Here is an 18,903-nt window from a genome sequence, read left to right as displayed (position 1 = left end):
AATATACCGCTTAAAGGATGTTGTGTCAAGCATTTCGCACATGTTTATCTTGACATTAAAAATAATTTCCCCGATAATAGTAGCTGAACAATATATCTGTTCTATAGCAGCCCGGAATCCTTTCCAGTAGTGCTGTCTTTTGAACAGTAAAGAAAGGAGATTTTTTATGCTCAAAACCCTTCTGGCCCAGGTCAGGGAGTTTAAAAAGGCATCGTTTCTCACGCCTTTTTTCATGATCCTGGAAGTTCTCTTTGAGACTCTGATCCCCCTAGCCATGGCTTCCATCATTGATAAGGGTGTGGAAGCCGGAAATATCGGCCATATCTATCGGATGGGTGCAGTTATGGTAGCTCTTGCCCTGTGCGGACTCTGGTCCGGCGTCATGGGAGGAAAATACGGAGCACTGGCCTCCACAGGCTTTGCCAGAAACCTCCGAAAAGCCATGTACACCAACATCCAGACCTTTTCTTTTTCCAACATCGACAAATACAGCACTGCCGGCCTGATCACCCGTCTTACCACAGATGTGACCAACCTGCAGAACGCCTATCAGATGATCCTTCGTATGTGTACCCGTGCACCGGCCAGTCTGATCTGTGCCATGGTCATGGCATTTCTTATCAATGCAAAGCTTGCAAGCATCTATCTTGTCGCTGTTATCTTCCTCGGTGGCTGTCTGATCTTTATCATGCAGAAGGCCACTGTATACTTCCAGGCCGTGTTCCGTAAATACGATGATCTGAACGCAAGTGTCCAGGAAAACATCGGCGCTGTGCGTGTGGTCAAGGCCTATGTCCGCGAAGGCTACGAGATCAGTAAATTCCAGAAAGCCTGCAACAAAGTATACGAAATGTTCTTAAGTGCTGAGAAGATCGTTGTCATGAACATGCCCCTGATGCAGTTTACCGTTTATGCCTGTATCCTGGGGATCAGCTGGCTCGGTGCCAAAATGATCGTAGGCAGCTCCCTTACTACCGGTGAGCTTATGAGCCTTCTCACCTACTGCATGAACATTCTCATGAGCCTTATGATGCTTTCCATGGTTTTTGTTATGGTGACAATGAGTATTGCCAGCGCAGAGCGTGTTACGGAAGTTATCAATGATACTGCTGACATCACAGATCCGGAGGATCCGGTAACAGATGTCCCGGACGGAAGTATCGTCTTCGATCATGTAAATTTCAGCTATAAGAAAGACAGTCAGGAACCCGTTCTGAAGGATATCAATATCTCGATCCGCTCCGGCGAGACCATAGGGATCATCGGGGGTACCGGAAGTGCAAAATCCAGCCTTGTCAACCTGATCAGCCGTCTTTATGACGTAACGGATGGTTCTGTTTCCGTAGGAGGCATCGACGTCCGTAAATACCATCTGGAATCTCTCAGAAATCAGGTTTCCGTTGTTCTTCAGAAGAATGTACTTTTCTCAGGAACCATTCTGGAAAATCTCCGCTGGGGTGACAAAAATGCCACAGAGGAGGAATGCCGCCGTGCATGCCAGCTTGCCTGTGCCGATGATTTCATCGAAAAAATGCCGGACAAATACAACACCTTCATTGAACAGGGCGGCTCAAATGTTTCCGGAGGCCAGAAGCAGCGTCTCTGTATCGCCCGTGCTCTTCTGAAGAAGCCGAAGATACTGATCCTGGATGACTCCACCAGTGCAGTAGATACTGCCACAGACGCAAGGATCCGCCGTGCTTTTGCTGAGGAAATCCCGGATACCACCAAGCTGATCATCGCACAGCGTGTTTCCAGCATCCAGAATGCGGACCGGATCATCGTTATGGATAACGGGGAGATCAACGGTTTTGGTACCCACGAGGAGCTTCTTAAGACCAATGCCATTTATCAGGAAGTATTTCATTCACAGACCGGCGGTGCCGGTGATTTTGACGAGGGAGGTGAGCCGGCTTGAAAAAACAGAACATGAAAGGCCCGGGCGGTCCTGGTCCAAAGGGTATGGGAACACCGGAACAGCCGGGAAAGCTTCTGGGACGCCTTGCCCGTTATATCTTTAAAAACTACAGTATCCATATCGTGATCGTGGTGATCTGCATTTTTGTCAGTGTTCTTGCCAATGTACAGGGAACCATGTTCATGAAAACCCTGATCGACCAGTACATCACACCTCTTCTCTCAGCAGATACACCGGATTTCGGGCCTCTGGCTGCAGCCATCGCACGTGTGGCATGCTTTTACGCCATTGGTGTTATTGCCACCTATACTTATAACCGTATCATGATCAATGTTTCCCAGGGAACCTTACGTAACCTCCGAAACGATATGTTTGCAACGATGGAAACGCTTCCCATCAAATATTTCGACACTCACGCACACGGCGATATCATGTCCATCTACACCAACGACATTGATACCCTGCGCCAGATGATCAGCCAGAGCTTTCCGCAGCTGCTTTCCAGTGTGATCACCATCGTCAGCGTTCTTGTAAGTATGCTGATCCTGAATGTTCCGCTTACTGTAGTTACCCTGCTTATGGTTGCCATTATGATGACTGCCAGCCGGAAGCTTGCAGGCCTGAGCGGAAAATATTTCCTGGAGCAGCAGACCAACCTTGGTATTGTCAATGGTTATATCGAAGAGATGATGGAGGGTCAGAAGGTGGTCAAGGTCTTCTGCCATGAGGACGAAAGCATCCGGAAATTCGATGAACTGAACGACCAGCTTTTCACCAGCGCAGACAATGCAAACCGTTTCGCCAACATCCTGATGCCGGTAGTCGCACAGCTTGGAAATGTCAGCTATGTGATCTGCGCCATGGTGGGCGGTATCCTTGCCATCAACGGCATCGGCAGCTTCACACTTGGCGGGCTTGCCAGCTTCCTGACCTTCAATAAGAGTTTCAACATGCCTATCAACCAGGTCAGCCAGCAGTTCAACAGTATTGTTATGGCTCTTGCAGGTGCAAAACGTATCTTTGATCTTCTGGATGAAAAGCCGGAAGTGGATGAAGGCTACGTTACTCTCGTCAATGCAAAAGAGGAAAATGGTGTTCTTACCGAATCCAGCAAACGTACCGGCCGCTGGGCATGGAAGCATTTCCACAAAGCTGAGGGTACCACTGATTATATCGAGCTGAAGGGTGATATGGTCCTGGAGGATGTAGACTTTGGTTATAATTCCAACAAAATCGTTCTCCATGACATCAACATGTATGCACAGCCAGGCCAGAAGATCGCTTTTGTAGGCTCTACCGGCGCCGGAAAAACCACCATCACCAATCTTCTGAACCGTTTTTACGACATTCAGAAGGGTAAGATCCGTTATGACGGTATCAACATCACCAAAATCAAAAAAGATGATCTCAGACGCTCCATGGGCATCGTTCTTCAGGATACCAACCTGTTCACAGCAACCGTTATGGAAAATATCCGCTACGGAAATCTGGATGCCACAGATGAGGAGGTTATCGCAGCAGCAAAGCTTGCCAACGCCGACGGTTTCATCCGCAGGCTTCCGCAGGGTTATAATACCCTTCTTCGCGGAAACGGTGCAAACTTAAGTCAGGGCCAGAGGCAGCTTCTCTCCATTGCCCGTGCAGCCGTTGCAGACCCGCCCGTCCTGATCCTGGACGAGGCCACCAGCTCCATTGATACCCGTACCGAAAAGCTTGTACAGGATGGTATGGATAAGCTGATGGAAGGCAGGACGACCTTTGTGATCGCCCACAGACTTTCCACAGTACGCAACAGTGACTGCATCATGGTCCTGGAGCAGGGACGCATCATCGAGCGTGGTTCCCACGAGGAACTGCTTGCACAGAAGGGCCGGTATTATCAGCTGTATAACGGCTGATCCAGGCTCACAGTTATTTTCGATCTAAAATATTCAATACCAAAAACATGCAGGGTGTATCTTTTCTGATAGTCCTGCATGTTTTTTTATGCTATAATCCTTGATTGAAATCTATTTTTCCGGAAAGGAGTCTCCGTATTTTTATATATGAAACAGACTGAAGAATATTACTACGGCAGAATGCCGAAAGATAAACAAAACGTGTACCGTGCAATGCTTCACGGGCTTATGGAGCTTTCTGATGAGTTCCTGATCCCTCAGGTACCAACCACCGATGGAAACTGGCTCTATGATGTATTTTTCCAGCTTCGTCTTGATCACCCGGAGATTTTCTGGGCTGTGGGGTTTAAATACCGTTATTACAAGGACTCGCCAAATCTGATACTGATCCCTGAATACATCTTCGACAAAAATAAAATCCGGGAGCATCAGAAAGCCATGGGCGCGCGCGTAGACAAGCTCGTGCGCCCCGCCATGAAGTTTTCCGAGTGGGATAAGGAAAAATATGTCCATGACTTCATCTGCGAAAATATCCGCTACGACAAGCTGAAAAAGCCATATTCCCACGAGATCATCGGGCCTCTGGGCCATGGTGTCGGTGTCTGCGAGGGAATCGCCAAATCCGTAAAGGTTCTCTGTGATGCCCTTGGTGTATGGTGTATTATCGCCATCTGTGGGAACAATCCGGAAAAAGGGATCAAATACCGTCATACCTGGAACATCGTCCGGATCAACGGACAGTACTATCATCTGGATGCCACCTTCGATAATACTCTGGGCAAAAACGAAGACGGCTCAACCAGTATCCGTTACGATTATTTTAATCTGGATGACAAAAACATCTTTCGTGACCATGAACCACTGATCGCTCCGGCACCTCCCTGCCCGGATGGAAACCACTTTTATTACCGTGAGAAAAAGCTATCCTTCACCAAATTGGAAGACGTATACAAACGTGCCCTCCAGGCCGCAAAAAAAGGCCGCGAATTCACCTTCCACTGGCGAGGCGGATATCTCACCCGTGAAGTCCTCGCAGACCTTGTAGATCAGATCCAGGCCGCAGGAAAGACACGGGACAAAAAAGCCATCATCACACTCAACTGGCCTCAGGCTGTACTGCGATTTCATTTTGCGGAACAGCAGGCGGAAGGGAAGGTGTTTATTGAGGAAGTGAATGAAGGGGAGAAACTGTAACGTCATTTAAGAAATTCGATAGAGTCAAAATGCCACATATCATTATGCATATGTGGCATTTTTCTGTGAATATAATTCTAAAAATTAAAAGACTTTCCATAAATCAGATTTATAGAAAGCCTCTTAAGCACTGCGGATAACAGGACTTGAACCTGCACGGTTGCCCACTGGTACCTAAAACCAGCGCGTCTGCCAATTCCGCCATATCCGCATATTCAATTATATTTTCATCCTGTCTGATGATAAAAAAATAACGGAAAGCAAATGCTTTCCGCTAATGAGGCATCGGGGATTCGAACCCCGGACAACTTGATTAAAAGTCAAGTGCTCTACCGACTGAGCTAATACCCCATAAAAAGGACTGGGCTAGCTGGATTCGAACCAGCGAATGCAGCAGTCAAAGTGCTGTGCCTTACCGCTTGGCGATAGCCCAATGGGCGAAGGGTGGATACAGGGATTCGAACCCTGGGCCTCCAGAGCCACAATCTGGCGCGCTAACCAACTGCGCTATACCCACCACAACGTGCCTGAAGGGATTCGAACCCCCGACCCACGGCTTAGAAGGCCGTTGCTCTATCCAGCTGAGCTACAGACACATACTCTCTTCTCAGAGAAGCGGGTGATGGGAATCGAACCCACGTATCCAGCTTGGAAGGCTGGTGTTCTACCATTGAACTACACCCGCATGCTTGCGGTAATAAGTTTACAGCAGTCGGGGTGACAGGATTCGAACCTGCGGCCTCCTGGTCCCAAACCAGGCGCTCTAGCCAAGCTGAGCCACACCCCGATGTACCATTTACTTATGGTTTTTATTAAGTTGTTGTCGTCTTCGTTTGTGTTTCGTTTTCGTTTCCTGCCTGACGACAAGTGATATTATATTATAGCAATCTACAAATGTCAACACCTTTTTTGAATTTTTTTAAAAAAACTTTTTTTCACGTTTTTTCCGCCTATTTAAAGGTTTTCTTGTCATTTGCGACTGGCTTATGGTATCATGAAACCATAATTAAAGTCAAGAAAAAAAGCAAATAATAAGGAGATGTTTTTACATGGATATAAAATTATTTCAGCAGAAGCTTAATGACATCTGTGCCATCGCTGAGGAAAACAATAAGCAGCTCTCCCAGCAGCAGATCCGTGACCATTTCGATGAATCGGATCTGAGCACTTCACAGCTTGTAAAGATCCTGCAGTATCTCAAATTAAAAGGGATCACCATCGAAGGCGCCGATGAAGGCACCGGTGCTGCCAGAGCAGATGCTGTTTCATCCGAATCCAGCGACAAAGAAGAGCTTCCGGGTACCCGTGCTGCTCTTACTGCCGAGGAACAGGCTTATCTCAGTGACTATATGGAAAGCTTTTCCCCGGAAGGACTTGATCCGGATGATCTTGCGTCCCTCTTTCAGGCCTTTGCAAAGGGTGACACTGCTGCTGAAGGTGCACTGACACAGTTCTACATGGCTCAGGCAGCCCAGATGGCCGCTGAACTGAACTGTGAGGAAATCCACCTGGCCGATCTCATTCAGGAGGCAAATCTGGCCCTTCTGGCGTCTCTCAAAGAGACTGACCCACAGGAGAAAAACGATGCCTGGATGCGTGGTCGTATCCGCAGTGGGATCCTTCATGCCATTGAGGAACAGACACAACAGAAATTCCGTGACGACTATCTGGTATCCAAGGTAGAAAACCTGGAGGCTGCGGTTAAAGAACTCACAGACGATGATGACGCCACCAAATTCACCATTGATGAGCTTGCCGTGATCCTGGATATGAATGTGGATGAGATCCGGGATGTACTTCGCCTTACTGGAGATGATAAATAAAGTTTTCTTCATATTCTTCACAAAAACGGGTCTGACATAGCTTGTCAGACCCGTAATCTTAATATTCTTTATGCTTTTTCTTCCCGTTTCAGCTCCGCCGGTTCTGCCAGATGGATCTTTCCTTCCCGAAATATGTGGATAAATACCTCCGCCATATCCGGATCGAACTGTTTTCCTTCCTCTTCTCTTATGATCCGAAGAGCTTTTTCCACTGGCATCAGTTCCTTATAACAACGTTTGGATGTCATGGCATCAAAGGAATCTGCGATGCAGAGGATCCTTGCAGATGCCGGGATATCTTCTCCCGCGATCCTCCTTGGATAGCCGTTTCCGTCATAACGTTCGTGATGACCGATAACCGCAGGGATAACATAATCCAGCGACGGAAGGTGACGGATGATCCCGATGGACGCCTCCACATGACCTTTCATGATCTCATACTCTTCATCCGTAAGCTTGCCTTCCTTGTTCAGGATATGCTCCGGGATCCCGATCTTTCCAACATCATGAAGAAGCGCCGCCTGACGGATGATCTCCACCATTTCCGTTGTATAGTTCAGCGCCTTCGCAAGACTTGTTGCGTAATAAGCCACATTGTTGGAATGTCCGAAGGTATAATGATCTTTGGTATCAATGGCTGCAGTCAGCGCATAGATCGTGGATTCATAGGACTGATAAATATGTTCATGATCGGATTTCTTACCCGCATTTTCTTCATCCAGGCTTTCCTTCAGCATGGTGTCAAAAATCTCGATGCCATTTTTACCGCTGCGCTTTACATGATATACTGCCAGGTCCGCATTATCCAAGAGCTCCTTTGCTGAGCGTGCCGCATAAGGCGCCGCACTGATCCCCACGCTTACCGTAAGGATCTTCAGCTTGTAGTCTGCAGAATCGTTGCGCATATGCAGGATCTGCTTCTGTATGGATTCTGCCAGATTTCTGGCGGAAAAAATATCGTAATTTGGCATCAGGACCGCAAATTCCTTGGCACTGTGACGTGCCACATATCCCTGTTCTCCCACACTTGCCTGGATGATATCTGCCACCTTTCGAAGTGCAACATCTCCCTGCTGATTTCCGTACAGCTGATTGTACAGCTTGAAATCATCAATATTGAACAGGATCAGTGCAAGCGAACCCTCTTTATTTTTTTCGTATTCCTCATCCAGGATCTCATAAAAATATTTCCGGTTCAGAAGGCCCGTCAGTTCATCGGTCCTTGCCTCAGTCCATGCCGCCTCATAAAGTCTGGCATTTTTGATGGCAATGGAAGCTACCGAACTGACCGAAGACAGCATGGCCAGATCATTATGGTTCAGATTTCTGTGTCCGTCACCGGAAATCGCAATAATCCCGGCCAGATCATCATTCTGGCGAAGACCTGCACAGTATTCGATACCCAGCTCTGAAAACATATGTTTTTCCGACTCCCACATGGATTTGTAGGCTGTGGAAGAACGAAAATCCCGGATCACCACACAGTCCTCATTTCTGGTAAGCCAGGTGACCACCGGATTATCCGCTTTCAGTGAAAAGGTCAGATCGTTCAACGGACGGTTGCTGTAAACAGCCTGATATTCCCCTGATTTTTTGTCTCTCAGACAAATATAGATCCGTCCTGCATTGGTAGTTTCCTTCAACACATTTACCGTATTGCGCAGGATCTCTCCTACCCGGAGTGTCCTGGATACTGACTGGCTAAAATCTTTCAGCTCCTGAGACTGCTGGATCTCTTTTTTGATAAAAACATTGTTCATCAGACATTTCCACAGCACTGTGACCAGCCATGCAGATATAAGAAAAACGAAAGAAAAGATCAGCACATGATACTCACTGGCTGCAGGGAGCAGCATTCGGATATAACTCATCAGGTACGGTGAAAGATTGATAAACAGTACTACCGTCAGGACCACGCCCACACCAAAGCAAACCCCATCTGACGCAAGACGGCGCATCTGGAACAGCCGTCTTCTGGTCAGTGCATAAAGCATCAGGACAGCATTGATCAGACCGCTGACAATATCGATGGGGAATCCGGAAAATACCGGCACTGCCAGCGCAAGGTTTCCCACAAAAATGATCAGTATCCCCACAAGGATCGGTTCGATCTGTTTGCGGTATCCGGGATGTCTCCGGCATCCGCGGTACATGGTGATAAAGATCTGAATAATGGTGATTCCTGCCACCACAAAGAACAGAAGGAACCAGGGTGTGATCTTATAAACAAAATGCGCACCACCGTTTTTACGGATCAGATCCGGCCAGCGCAGGATGATCCCGCCCGGGATGTTGATTGCAAAAAGCAGCAGCATCAAAAGCAATGGGATCTTGCTTTTTCTGCCCATACGCACTCCCATGAATTCACTGATGAACACATAGTAAAAATATGGCAGAAACAGGATTCCGGCCAGAGACACATAATACCACAGGATGTAAGAGGGTCCTGCCTCCATACGCATCAGAAAAGAGCCCAACGTCCAGCAGAGCATTCCTCCCAGCACACACATGAAACTGTTGATGATCCGGCTGCGCTTACCAGCCAGAAGAGTCAGTATCATAAATGTATAGAAAAAAACTGAAATGATTGAAAATGATATATAGCTTTCCATAGTTACTTCCTCATATTCCCGAATCCGATTTCATCCTGCAGTCTCAAAAGTTCCGCCACCTCATAATAAGGAGTGCTCATATGCCGTGGTTTCCGTCCTTTTCTGGACTCATACAGATGAAAGGTACCACAGCGCAGGATGGTCACCACAAGGGGATCCATTCCCAGGATTTTCTTCAGATCCCGGTAATCCTGATCGATATATTTGAAATACGTGGTCAGAAGTTCTTTCAGAATATCCGTGCTCATAGCCTGATACATCAGCGCTTCTTTTTTTACTTCTATATAAAGATGCAGATATGGGCGTTTTTTCTCATTATATTCTTTCACTGCGATCCAATCCGTAACCGGCTGCCCGGACAGCTGGATCACACTTTTGATACCATTTTCCGAAATCCTGGTAAAGCCTGCGATATCAATGATCCACGGAACACGGTCTATGTACTCAAATCTTGGGATCTGTGTCCGATCCTCCTGGTTGGTAAGACCCACGCATCGATACATATCTCCCACACGGTACCTGGCAAAGGCTCCGCCCTTCAACACAGTGATCACAAGCTCATATTTCTCCCCGGGAACAACCTCATCCATAAGATAGGTCGGAGGAGTGAACGTGGGATCCTCATAATTATGGAGCATATCCTTTTCGGTGATAAATTCATAAAAGCAGGTATCCGGGAAAAAGTACATTCCGTTCCTGGTCCAGGTCTCGGTTCCTATAATGGAAGGTTCCGTTCCTGCAAAAAGCTCCATGGGCCGAACTCCCCACATTTCCTCCAGATCATCCTTATAGCACTGGTTGTCGGTTCCTGCCACCATAAATCCCTTCAGGTGAAAAAGGTCTTTCGGAAGAAGCTCCCGTTTCTCCTTCTTACAGATCTTTTTGGCATTCAGGATCCTTTTCAGCATCTTTGGTTTATACTGCAGAAGTTCCGAAAAGGAGGTTTTGCTTTTTCCTGATGATACGCTTCCGGTGAGGCTCTGGCTTACTGCATAGGCCACACTTCCAAGTCCGAAGAAAAATTCCACGTCCTGTTTCATGGCCATCTTGAAGCCCTCTTTGTTCCGCTCACCAAAGCTCATATTTACCGCATCTTCCACTTCCGGAAGAAAACGGATGTCGATATCTTCTTTCAGCGCCAGTGGAAAAAGGCCGGTAGCAAAAGGCAACGGTGCCAGTCCGTAAAGGATCTTGTCCGTTTCCTCCACATCAAATTTGCCCTTTTCACGGCTTGTAGCTAATATGAGGCAGGCAACTACATTGTTCCTGTAGGTATCCAGCATACTTCTTGTGTATGGTGCTACCTTTATCGGATGGCGTCCGCCTTCCCAGGTCGTCTGTATCCAGATGATCGGATTCCCCGGAAGAGTTTCACTTCTCTTCTGGAGGAGCATATCCGCATAATCCTCATAAGTGGTAAGAGGTACCAGCCGACGGAACTCGTCGATCCCGGACGGTCTCCTGCCCTTCAGAATGCTTTTGCCCAGTTCACAGTCTGACCAGAGCTGGATCTGCTCTTCCATCAGACGATTCTGGATCTTCATGTAATCCTGCATTGTCAGATCAAGAAATCCGCAATATTCTTTCCAGATAGCATCATACTGCTGTTTTCGAAGCTTTTCGCCAAGACTCACCGCCTTTTCCCCCCTTTTCGCCATGTTTTTATGCAGGCAGCTGTACTGTTTCGGTCTGGGATCAGAAAGGGAGTTGTCTGCTGATACGCTCCGTAATTACTGAATGTTTCCGGAAACACGATCCTGTCCTGGTAAAAAATGTACAATATGTTCCACACAATAAGGACCCCAAAAGCCCCCATTGCCTTCCCGGATCCCAGAAATCCGGCCAGGCAAAAATAAAATCCGGCGAACCACAGAACGCCAGGATGTCGGCAGAGTGCATAAACACCCTCTGTATAGGCCAGCCTTTCATGATTTTCTTTGACATATGTCTCATCAAAGGGCAGCGCAAAAAACAATGTATAGATCAACAGTCCCAGAAACAGGATCGCTGCTGTCAGAAAAACAGCAGAAATAAAAAAAGAACTTCCCCGCCGCGGCCAGCAGCTCCGGATCACCAGACCTGTTGACACTGCGATCAGGAAACATCCTATGCTAAAAAACGGATGAAGAAAGCTTTTTTTCAATCGGATACTGTTATGATCATACAGGAAGCAGCATAAAAAGCCGATACTCCCTATAATAACCGCAGTCATGCGTATTTTCCCCCTTCATTTATGTAAAGCGGACCTTCTCATTCCGCTCTGCTGCATTCTCAGGAACGAGACCCATTCATGGTCAGTACCCTAAAGAATGCTCTATATTACTAAAAAAAACTACTTGTTCATTATATAGCACATAGCTGACTTTCGCAATCGTTTTTGACTAATATATGCTGAATATTGGCACAAATTTTATCAATTATGACAGTTTATTTGTTTTTTCTGCCGGAATCAGAGGTAACGGATCTCTACGTGCATTTCGCCCTTTCCATCTGTCTCCATTACTGCATAGCTTGGACGGCGTCCCCGTTGTCTGGGATAAGCCAGACTTCCGGGATTTACCAGAAGCACACCTGCTTCCTTTTCAACAACCGGTACGTGGATATGTCCGAAAAAAGCCGCATTGCATCCCCTTGAGCGGGCAGCTTCTGCCAGCTGATCAAAGGCCATGGATACACCGTAGTAATGACCGTGAGTTACCAGAATCTTATTTCCCTCGACCTCGATCACATCTTCTCTCGGAAGATCCGAGAAAAAATCATTATTTCCGGACACAATACTGCAGGGACATTCTGCAAGGGCTTCGATATAAAATTCTCTGCCTTCCACATCTCCGCAATGTACCAGCATGTCAAAAGGAGCCTCCCGATTTATCGCGATCTCCAGGTTTTCATCTCTTCCGTGAGTATCGCTTACGATCAGCACCTTCATACAAGCTCTTCCTTTATAAGGCAAAGAGCTTTTCCACGATGGCTGATCCTGTTCTTTTCTTCCATGGAAAGCTCTGCGGAAGTACAACCATATTCCGGAAGATAAAAGATCGGGTCATAGCCAAAGCCATTCTCCCCTTTTTCCTCGTAGCCGATGCGGCCTTCCATGGCAGCACGGACTGTCTTTCTTCTGCCATCCGGGAAAGCTGCCGCAATAGCACATACAAAACGTGCAGTACGTTTCTCATCAGGTACACCTTCCAGACGCTGGATCAGGTTTGCGTTTTTAATATGATAAGAAGTATCCTCACCCATATAGCGTGCGGAATAGATTCCCGGCTCTTTGTTCAGATAGTCGATCTCCAGACCGGAATCATCTGCCAGAACGATCTCGCCGGTCATTTTACTGATTGCTTCTGCCTTGATCATGGCATTTTCTTCAAAGCTTTTTCCATTTTCATCAATATCCGCATGGATCCCGGCATCCTTCAGGGAAAGGATCTCCAGAGAAGGATCCGCAAGTATCTTTCGGATCTCCTTCATTTTATCCTCATTTCCGGTAGCAAAAATGATCTTTTTCATTCTTTAATACTTCCTTTCTTCGGCGGACGTGGTCCAAGAAACTGGTAATAGTAGGTTTTCATCATTCCGTTATAGATCTTACGGTTTTTATCTGCCTTTCGGCCGATGTCATTCTCTGCCTTGTCATAGGCAGTGATCAGATACATGGACCAGCGATCCAGCCCCTTATAGCTTTCACCGATCTCACGGTACAGTGCAGGGAGATTGGATTTTTCTTCGATCCGCTCACCATATGGCGGATTTGTCACGATAAAACCAAAGGGTTTGGAATGGCGGAGTTCACTGACCGGGCGCTGCTGGAAATGGATCAGTCTGTCCACTCCTGCCATTTTTGCGTTGGCGCGTGCTGCCTTGATGGCAGCTGCATCGATATCAAAGCCCTGGATATCGGTTTCAATATCAAGATTTACACGTTCTCTGGCTTCTTCTCTTGCATCCTCCCAGCATTCCTTCGGGATCAGATGCTCCCAGCTCTCGGCCAGAAAATGACGGTTCAGTCCCGGCGCCATATCCGCTGCCATCATTGCCGCCTCAATAGGAAAGGTGCCGCTTCCGCAGAACGGATCGACAAGAATACGGTCCTTTTTCCAGGGAGTGAGCATCAAAAGAGCACTGGCAAGCGTCTCGGTGATAGGTGCCTTGACAGTCATCTGGCGATACCCTCTCTTATGGAGGGATACTCCTGAAGTGTCGATTCCGATCAGAGCTACGTCTTTCATAAAGGCCACACGGATAGGAAATTCCGGACCGTCTTCCGGAAACCAGGAAATCCCGTAGATGCCTTTGAGACGCTCTACAATGGCTTTTTTCATAATGGACTGGATATCAGATGGACTGAAAAGCTTACTTTTGATGGAGTTTGCCTTGGCTACCCAGAATTTACCGTTTTTCGGTATGTAATTCTCCCATGGGAGAGCCTTGGTCTTTTCAAAAAGCTCATCAAAAGTCTCGGCCTTTACTTCGCCTATTTTCAGAAGCACACGTTCTGTGGTACGAAGGAACAGATTGGCGTCTGCCACACCCTGGGCATCAGCCTCAAAGGTTACTCTTCCGTCTTCCACCCTGGTCACTTCATAGCCAAGATCCAGTATTTCACGCTTCAGCACCGCCTCTGTTCCAAAATGACAGGGCGCCGTTAATTCCCACAGATTCATAAAGTGATCTCCCGTACTGTATTTCCTTCAAAATCTTTAATGGTAAAAATTCCGTTCTCAAGAATTGCATAGGTCGGCGGGTTACCTTCCTTTGGAATGGATACGGAACCTGGGTTCAGAAGGATATAATTCCCCATATTTTCTGCCTTCAGCACATGTGTATGGCCGTGGATCAGAATGTCTCCGTCCATCATCGGCGGAAGATTATCCTTATTATAGATATGACCGTGTGTGGCGTACATCGTTTTTCCTTCGATGGCAAGGATACAGTAATCTGCCATAACCGGGAAGTCCAGGACCATCTGATCCACCTCTGCCTCACAGTTTCCGCGTACTGCATAGATCTGGTTTTTTCTCTCATTTAAAAGGCGGATGACTTCCTTTGGTGCGTATTCCTTCGGAAGGTCATTTCTTGGTCCGTGATAAAGCAGATCTCCCAGAAGCACCAGTCTCTCCGCCTTCTCCTTGTCATATGCTTCCAGCATTTTCCGGCAGTAATATGCCGAACCATGTACATCGGACGCAAACATATATTTCATAATCTTTTCTCCTTGTAATTTGTGTTGGTTTTTATCTCTGTTCTTTACATTATCATGATTTCCTTTAAAATACAAGATTTGTTACAGATATGCATTCGCAATCTGATTTGATATTGTCCGCTTTTTTTATCCGCGCACAAGATTTCTCCCTCTGTAGGCTGCAAATCCACCAATCACGGACCTGGTACGACAGCCCTGTCTTGCCAGGCTCCGGGCAGCCTGCATGCTGGCGCCGCCGCGGTCGCAGTAAAATATCAGCAGCTTATCTTTGGGAAAACGATATTTCTGATCCTGTTTTTTCTCAAGATATTCCTCCAGCTCTCTGTATGGAATATTTACCGCGTTCCGGACATGTCCCCTTCTGTAGGCGGCAGGATCCCGGAGATCTATGATAACAGCGTCGCTGCGCTCCACATAATAATCCAGCATTTTTGCAGAGATAGTTTCGATCTGAAACATGGAAAAAATCTCCTCTTTTTGGTATATTATATGGAAGCTTCCGGGTGAATGTTCCCTTATATGTATTTAAGCGGGAAAAGCCATCTCTGACTTTTCCCGCTTTTCTTATCCTTTAATATCTGTCAGAGCCTCTGTCCTTCTCAGAATCATATTCATCGGAAATTTTGTTTCCGTAGCTGCTTTTGGAACTGTTTCTGGAAGAATTTCCCGAACTGTTCTTAGAGCTGTTTTTTCCGCAATTTCTGGAAGCACTTTCCCCGTGATTTTTTCCTGCATAATTAGACTCATTTCTGTCTGTTTCGTAATTTTTCGCCATTTGAATTACCTCCTGATGAAGTTGATTTTACGGCTTTCCGAAGCTTTCTGCCGCTTTTTATTACAGGAAATAGTATCCCAAAAAGTTTGGAGATTATTCGCCAAAATCATATTGCTTTTTTTTCCAGTTTATATTATAATCATTCTTGTAAAAAGAATTTACCCTTCAAAAATTTTTTTTACATAACCCCTTATTTAATTATTTATACTCCCCTCGAAACACCCGGTAGCTCCCCTACCGGGTGTTTCTCTATACAAAAACAAGCCGCCGGATGACGATCACAGTTGCTCCGGCAGCTTGTTTTTTTATCCGTTGATCGGATTTACATGCACCATACAGTGCTTTACATCTTTGAATTTATTCTCGATCGTATGATGTACATTTTCCGCAATATCATGTGCATCAAAAAGGGAAATATTTCCATCTGCTGCGATCTCGATATCCACATACATCTTGGATCCGAAAAGACGGGTTTTAAGAAGGTCTACTCTTCGGACGCCCGGTACCTTGAGGATTTCTCTCTTCATAGATTCCTCCGTTTTTGCATCACAGGAATGATCTACCATCTTGTCAATGGCATCCCTGAAAATGTCGATTGATGCCTTGGCGATCATAACGCAGATCACGATACTGGCGATCGGGTCCAGGATCGGGTATCCCAGTCTTGCTCCTAAAATACCGACAAACGCTCCGATAGAGGAAAGTGCATCTGAACGATGGTGCCATGCATCTGCCATCAGGGCTCCTGAATTGATCTTCTTTGCGGCACCTCTTGTATACCAGAACATCCACTCTTTTACCACAATGGATACCACTGCTGCAATCAGTGCAAGTGTTCCCGGAATGGCAATGGTTCCGCCGGATGTGCTTTTTACGATATCACGGGCACCGGTAATTCCGATCCCGAGACCAGTGACAAGCAGCATTCCTGCAAGGACAATGGAAGAAACACACTCCATTCTTTCATGTCCGTACTGGTGCTCTTTGTCTGATTTCTTTGTAGAAAGACGGACACCGATGATTACGATGAAGGTGCTTCCCACATCTGATGCAGAATGAATGGCATCCGAGATCATCGCTCCTGAATGTGCCACAATACCTGCGATCAGTTTAAATACAGATAATAAAAGGTTTACCAGAATACTGATCCCGGATACCTTCATTGCTGTCTGCTGTTCCCATGAAGCTGTTTTTTCTGTATCATGTATAATTGTTTTGTTTTCTGTGTGTTCCATAAACAGAATCTCCTTTTAAATATATGATCAGGTTCTTCTTATGGCACAACATTTTCCGTGAAAAAACCGGCGGTTCCTTCACTACTCGCTGCAGTGCGATTTTCCGCCGGTGTTCTTTCTTTTCTGTATAGGGATATCCCAGCTTCTACCTTCTGTTCCATCCATATTTTGCAGTAAAAAAGACATACCTGCGAAACATACACTGTCCCGCAGATATGTCTGAAAGCAAAGTCACATTCCATATCCGCTGCCGCTTCCTGCGGCCCGGCCCCATGCCTTCGATAAATATTTTCGATTCCGAAAAGCATCGCCTGCTCAGTTTGTACTGTTGATCTCGCATCCTGTTCGAATGTAATGCAGTGCAAAGAGAATTTTTACAGTCTTACGGGTCTCCCGCTTAACTTCTCAGAAAGGATACACCATATGTCCTCTGTTAGTCAAGCCAAAGTTTTTTATTTTACAGGTAGATATCTTCAACTTTCTGTTTATTCCATGTCTGGAAACATGCTTCGCACTGCACAGTTCTATATCAAATAATAGATCCTCAGTTGTTTGTCAAAAAACCGGGAGCGGATAAATCCGCTCCCGGTTAAGTCTACGATCTGTATTCAGTTGGAATGACTGATTATGCCTGCGGGCCGGCTGCAACGAGTGCTTTACCAGCTGCATTTCCTTCATATTTAGCAAAGTTCTTAACGAATCTTGCAGCAAGATCTTTAGCCTTTGTCTCCCACTCTGCAGCATCTGCATATGTGTCACGTGGGTCAAGGATTGCAGGATCTACGCCCGGAAGCTCTGTCGGAACCTCGAAGTTGAAGAATGGGATTTTCTTTGTCGGAGCTTTAAGGATAGATCCGTCAAGGATAGCATCGATGATACCACGAGTATCTTTGATGGAGATACGTTTTCCAGTTCCATTCCAACCTGTGTTAACGAGGTATGCTTTCGCACCGCTCTTCTCCATTCTCTTAACGAGCTCCTCAGCATATTTTGTCGGATGAAGCTCAAGGAATGCCTGTCCGAAGCATGCGGAGAATGTAGGAGTAGGCTCTGTGATTCCACGCTCTGTACCAGCAAGTTTAGCTGTGAATCCGGAAAGGAAGTAGTACTGTGTCTGCTCCGGTGTCAGGATAGATACTGGAGGAAGTACGCCGAATGCATCTGCGGACAGGAAGATAACCTCTTTCGCTGCCGGTGCAGAAGATACAGGGCGAACAATGTTCTCGATGTGGTTGATCGGGTAGGAAACACGTGTGTTCTCTGTTACGCTCTTGTCAGCGAAGTCGATCTTGCCCTCAGCATCAAGTGTTACGTTCTCAAGAAGAGCGTTTCTCTTGATCGCATTGTAGATGTCCGGCTCAGACTCTTTGTCAAGGTTGATAACCTTAGCGTAGCATCCACCCTCGAAGTTGAATACTCCGTTGTCATCCCAGCCATGCTCGTCATCACCGATCAGAAGACGCTTAGGATCTGTGGAAAGTGTTGTCTTACCTGTTCCGGAAAGACCGAAGAAGATTGCTGTGTTCTCTCCGTTAAGGTCTGTGTTTGCAGAGCAGTGCATGGAAGCGATGCCCTTCAGCGGCAGATAGTAGTTCATCATGGAGAACATACCTTTCTTCATCTCTCCGCCGTACCATGTATTAACGATAACCTGCTCACGGCTTGTAATGTTGAACATTACAGCTGTCTCAGAGTTAAGTCCTAATTCTTTGTAGTTCTCAACTTTAGCCTTGGATGCGTTGTAAACAACGAAATCCGGCTCAAAGTTCTCAAGCTCCTCAGCTGTCGGCTGAATGAACATGTTTGTTACGAAGTGTGCCTGCCATGCAACCTCAACGATGAAACGGATAGCCATACGTGTGTCTTTGTTAGCTCCGCAGAATGCATCTACTACGAAAAGTTTCTTGTTGGAAAGCTCCTTCTTGGCAAGATCTTTAACTGCATTCCATGCTTCCTGAGTTGCCGGATGGTTATCGTTCTTGTACTCATCGGATGTCCACCAAACTGTGTCCTTGGAGTTCTCATCCATAACGATATATTTGTCTTTAGGGGAACGTCCTGTGTAGATACCTGTCATTACATTGACAGCACCAAGCTCACTGACCTGACCCTTCTCAAATCCTTCAAGCTCCGGTTTGGTCTCTTCCTCAAATAATGTCTCGTAGGAAGGATTGTACACGATCTCAGTTGTTCCGGTAATACCATACTTTGTTAAATCGATTTTTGCCATCTTAACATTTACCTC

15 protein-coding genes, 7 tRNA genes and 1 riboswitch are annotated in these 18,903 nt (G+C 46.5%); of the genes, 4 read left to right on the top strand and 18 right to left on the bottom strand.

Annotated elements, in window-relative coordinates:
* Nucleotides 1-166 precede the first annotated feature (166 nt).
* The 3 genes from AB5026_RS01155 (at nucleotide 167) to AB5026_RS01145 (ending at nucleotide 5,010) form a co-directional block, all read left to right on the top strand.
* Nucleotides 167-1,918: an ABC transporter ATP-binding protein gene (locus tag AB5026_RS01155; RefSeq protein ID WP_173746199.1), complete on the top strand. Its 1,752-nt coding sequence runs from the start codon at nucleotides 167-169 to the stop codon at nucleotides 1,916-1,918.
* Between the two features lie 11 nt (nucleotides 1,919-1,929).
* Nucleotides 1,930-3,816: an ABC transporter ATP-binding protein gene (locus AB5026_RS01150; protein ID WP_173746207.1), complete on the top strand. Its 1,887-nt coding sequence runs from the start codon at nucleotides 1,930-1,932 to the stop codon at nucleotides 3,814-3,816.
* A 147-nt stretch (nucleotides 3,817-3,963) separates the two neighbouring features.
* Nucleotides 3,964-5,010, top strand: a complete 1,047-nt coding sequence (locus tag AB5026_RS01145; RefSeq protein WP_118608102.1) for a transglutaminase domain-containing protein — start codon at nucleotides 3,964-3,966, stop codon at nucleotides 5,008-5,010.
* A gap of 131 nt (nucleotides 5,011-5,141) precedes the next feature.
* Here AB5026_RS01145 and AB5026_RS01140 read toward each other — a convergent pair.
* From AB5026_RS01140 to AB5026_RS01110, 7 genes are all read right to left on the bottom strand, one after another.
* Nucleotides 5,142-5,221 (bottom strand) — tRNA-Leu (locus AB5026_RS01140).
* A gap of 67 nt (nucleotides 5,222-5,288) precedes the next feature.
* Nucleotides 5,289-5,361 (bottom strand) — tRNA-Lys (locus AB5026_RS01135).
* A 10-nt stretch (nucleotides 5,362-5,371) separates the two neighbouring features.
* Nucleotides 5,372-5,443 (bottom strand) — tRNA-Gln (locus AB5026_RS01130).
* A 10-nt stretch (nucleotides 5,444-5,453) separates the two neighbouring features.
* A tRNA-His gene (locus tag AB5026_RS01125) sits at nucleotides 5,454-5,527 on the bottom strand.
* Between the two features lie 5 nt (nucleotides 5,528-5,532).
* Nucleotides 5,533-5,606, bottom strand: a tRNA-Arg gene (locus tag AB5026_RS01120).
* Nucleotides 5,607-5,624: 18 nt separating this feature from the next.
* Nucleotides 5,625-5,695, bottom strand: a tRNA-Gly gene (locus AB5026_RS01115).
* Between the two features lie 27 nt (nucleotides 5,696-5,722).
* A tRNA-Pro gene (locus AB5026_RS01110) sits at nucleotides 5,723-5,797 on the bottom strand.
* A gap of 262 nt (nucleotides 5,798-6,059) precedes the next feature.
* On the opposite strand from AB5026_RS01110, the gene AB5026_RS01105 reads away from it, so the two are divergent.
* On the top strand, nucleotides 6,060-6,833 hold the full coding sequence (locus tag AB5026_RS01105; RefSeq protein WP_022426526.1) for a hypothetical protein: 774 nt from the start codon (nucleotides 6,060-6,062) through the stop codon (nucleotides 6,831-6,833).
* Nucleotides 6,834-6,901: 68 nt separating this feature from the next.
* Here AB5026_RS01105 and AB5026_RS01100 read toward each other — a convergent pair whose 3' ends face one another.
* The 11 genes from AB5026_RS01100 to pckA form a co-directional block, all read right to left on the bottom strand.
* The gene (locus AB5026_RS01100) at nucleotides 6,902-9,445 is read right to left on the bottom strand and encodes an HD domain-containing phosphohydrolase (RefSeq protein ID WP_114002197.1); all 2,544 of its coding nucleotides are present in this window, start codon (nucleotides 9,443-9,445) and stop codon (nucleotides 6,902-6,904) included.
* Between the two features lie 2 nt (nucleotides 9,446-9,447).
* Nucleotides 9,448-11,079, bottom strand: coding sequence for a GH3 auxin-responsive promoter family protein (locus AB5026_RS01095; protein ID WP_114002198.1), 1,632 nt, complete (start codon nucleotides 11,077-11,079; stop codon nucleotides 9,448-9,450).
* Nucleotides 11,076-11,657 (bottom strand): hypothetical protein, encoded by a 582-nt coding sequence (locus AB5026_RS01090; RefSeq protein ID WP_118608104.1) that lies wholly within the window; start codon nucleotides 11,655-11,657, stop codon nucleotides 11,076-11,078. Before AB5026_RS01090 ends, AB5026_RS01095 begins: the two co-directional genes overlap by 4 nt.
* Before the next feature lie 237 nt (nucleotides 11,658-11,894).
* On the bottom strand, nucleotides 11,895-12,374 hold the full coding sequence (locus AB5026_RS01085) for a metallophosphoesterase (RefSeq protein WP_021650292.1): 480 nt from the start codon (nucleotides 12,372-12,374) through the stop codon (nucleotides 11,895-11,897).
* A complete protein-coding gene (locus AB5026_RS01080; RefSeq protein ID WP_059086785.1) occupies nucleotides 12,371-12,955 on the bottom strand; it encodes an XTP/dITP diphosphatase in 585 nt (194 codons plus the stop codon). Before AB5026_RS01080 ends, AB5026_RS01085 begins: the two co-directional genes overlap by 4 nt.
* Nucleotides 12,952-14,109, bottom strand: a complete 1,158-nt coding sequence (locus AB5026_RS01075; RefSeq protein ID WP_015526018.1) for a class I SAM-dependent RNA methyltransferase — start codon at nucleotides 14,107-14,109, stop codon at nucleotides 12,952-12,954. Before AB5026_RS01075 ends, AB5026_RS01080 begins: the two co-directional genes overlap by 4 nt.
* Nucleotides 14,106-14,648: a phosphodiesterase gene (gene yfcE / locus AB5026_RS01070; protein ID WP_022426532.1), complete on the bottom strand. Its 543-nt coding sequence runs from the start codon at nucleotides 14,646-14,648 to the stop codon at nucleotides 14,106-14,108. Before yfcE ends, AB5026_RS01075 begins: the two co-directional genes overlap by 4 nt.
* Nucleotides 14,649-14,774: 126 nt before the next feature.
* Nucleotides 14,775-15,107 carry a rhodanese-like domain-containing protein gene (locus AB5026_RS01065; RefSeq protein ID WP_022426533.1) on the bottom strand — a complete coding sequence of 111 codons (333 nt, stop codon included), beginning with the start codon at nucleotides 15,105-15,107 and terminating at the stop codon, nucleotides 14,775-14,777.
* A gap of 112 nt (nucleotides 15,108-15,219) precedes the next feature.
* Nucleotides 15,220-15,423 carry a hypothetical protein gene (locus AB5026_RS01060; protein WP_022426534.1) on the bottom strand — a complete coding sequence of 68 codons (204 nt, stop codon included), beginning with the start codon at nucleotides 15,421-15,423 and terminating at the stop codon, nucleotides 15,220-15,222.
* 305 nt (nucleotides 15,424-15,728) lie between these two features.
* A complete protein-coding gene (locus AB5026_RS01055) occupies nucleotides 15,729-16,658 on the bottom strand; it encodes a cation diffusion facilitator family transporter (protein WP_059086782.1) in 930 nt (309 codons plus the stop codon).
* Nucleotides 16,659-16,858: 200 nt separating this feature from the next.
* Nucleotides 16,859-16,987: riboswitch (NiCo riboswitch) on the bottom strand.
* Nucleotides 16,988-17,283: 296 nt separating this feature from the next.
* Nucleotides 17,284-18,888 carry a phosphoenolpyruvate carboxykinase (ATP) gene (pckA, locus tag AB5026_RS01050; RefSeq protein ID WP_015526024.1) on the bottom strand — a complete coding sequence of 535 codons (1,605 nt, stop codon included), beginning with the start codon at nucleotides 18,886-18,888 and terminating at the stop codon, nucleotides 17,284-17,286.
* Nucleotides 18,889-18,903 lie beyond the last annotated feature (15 nt).

The sequence above is a fragment of the Blautia sp. RTP21359st1_E11_RTP21359_211015 genome (genome assembly GCF_040910705.1).
In the GTDB taxonomy this organism is placed as follows: Bacteria; Bacillota; Clostridia; order Lachnospirales; family Lachnospiraceae; genus Blautia_A; species Blautia_A fusiformis.
Note: the sequence above shows the minus strand (reverse complement) of the source record. Positions and strands in the feature narration are given on the sequence as shown.

Bases quoted from the DNA above. Each gene is read 5' to 3' on its own strand.
- AB5026_RS01155 (WP_173746199.1), top strand. From the start codon at position 167: ATGCTCAAAACCCTTCTGGCCCAGGTCAGGGAGTTTAAAAAGGCATCG.
- AB5026_RS01150 (WP_173746207.1), top strand. From the start codon at position 1,930: ATGAAAGGCCCGGGCGGTCCTGGTCCAAAGGGTATGGGAACACCGGAA.
- AB5026_RS01145 (WP_118608102.1), top strand. From the start codon at position 3,964: ATGAAACAGACTGAAGAATATTACTACGGCAGAATGCCGAAAGATAAA.
- AB5026_RS01105 (WP_022426526.1), top strand. From the start codon at position 6,060: ATGGATATAAAATTATTTCAGCAGAAGCTTAATGACATCTGTGCCATC.
- AB5026_RS01100 (WP_114002197.1), bottom strand. From the start codon at position 9,445: ATGGAAAGCTATATATCATTTTCAATCATTTCAGTTTTTTTCTATACA.
- AB5026_RS01090 (WP_118608104.1), bottom strand. From the start codon at position 11,657: ATGACTGCGGTTATTATAGGGAGTATCGGCTTTTTATGCTGCTTCCTG.
- AB5026_RS01085 (WP_021650292.1), bottom strand. From the start codon at position 12,374: ATGAAGGTGCTGATCGTAAGCGATACTCACGGAAGAGATGAAAACCTG.
- AB5026_RS01080 (WP_059086785.1), bottom strand. From the start codon at position 12,955: ATGAAAAAGATCATTTTTGCTACCGGAAATGAGGATAAAATGAAGGAG.
- AB5026_RS01075 (WP_015526018.1), bottom strand. From the start codon at position 14,109: ATGAATCTGTGGGAATTAACGGCGCCCTGTCATTTTGGAACAGAGGCG.
- yfcE (WP_022426532.1), bottom strand. From the start codon at position 14,648: ATGAAATATATGTTTGCGTCCGATGTACATGGTTCGGCATATTACTGC.
- AB5026_RS01065 (WP_022426533.1), bottom strand. From the start codon at position 15,107: ATGTTTCAGATCGAAACTATCTCTGCAAAAATGCTGGATTATTATGTG.
- AB5026_RS01060 (WP_022426534.1), bottom strand. From the start codon at position 15,423: ATGGCGAAAAATTACGAAACAGACAGAAATGAGTCTAATTATGCAGGA.
- AB5026_RS01055 (WP_059086782.1), bottom strand. From the start codon at position 16,658: ATGGAACACACAGAAAACAAAACAATTATACATGATACAGAAAAAACA.
- pckA (WP_015526024.1), bottom strand. From the start codon at position 18,888: ATGGCAAAAATCGATTTAACAAAGTATGGTATTACCGGAACAACTGAG.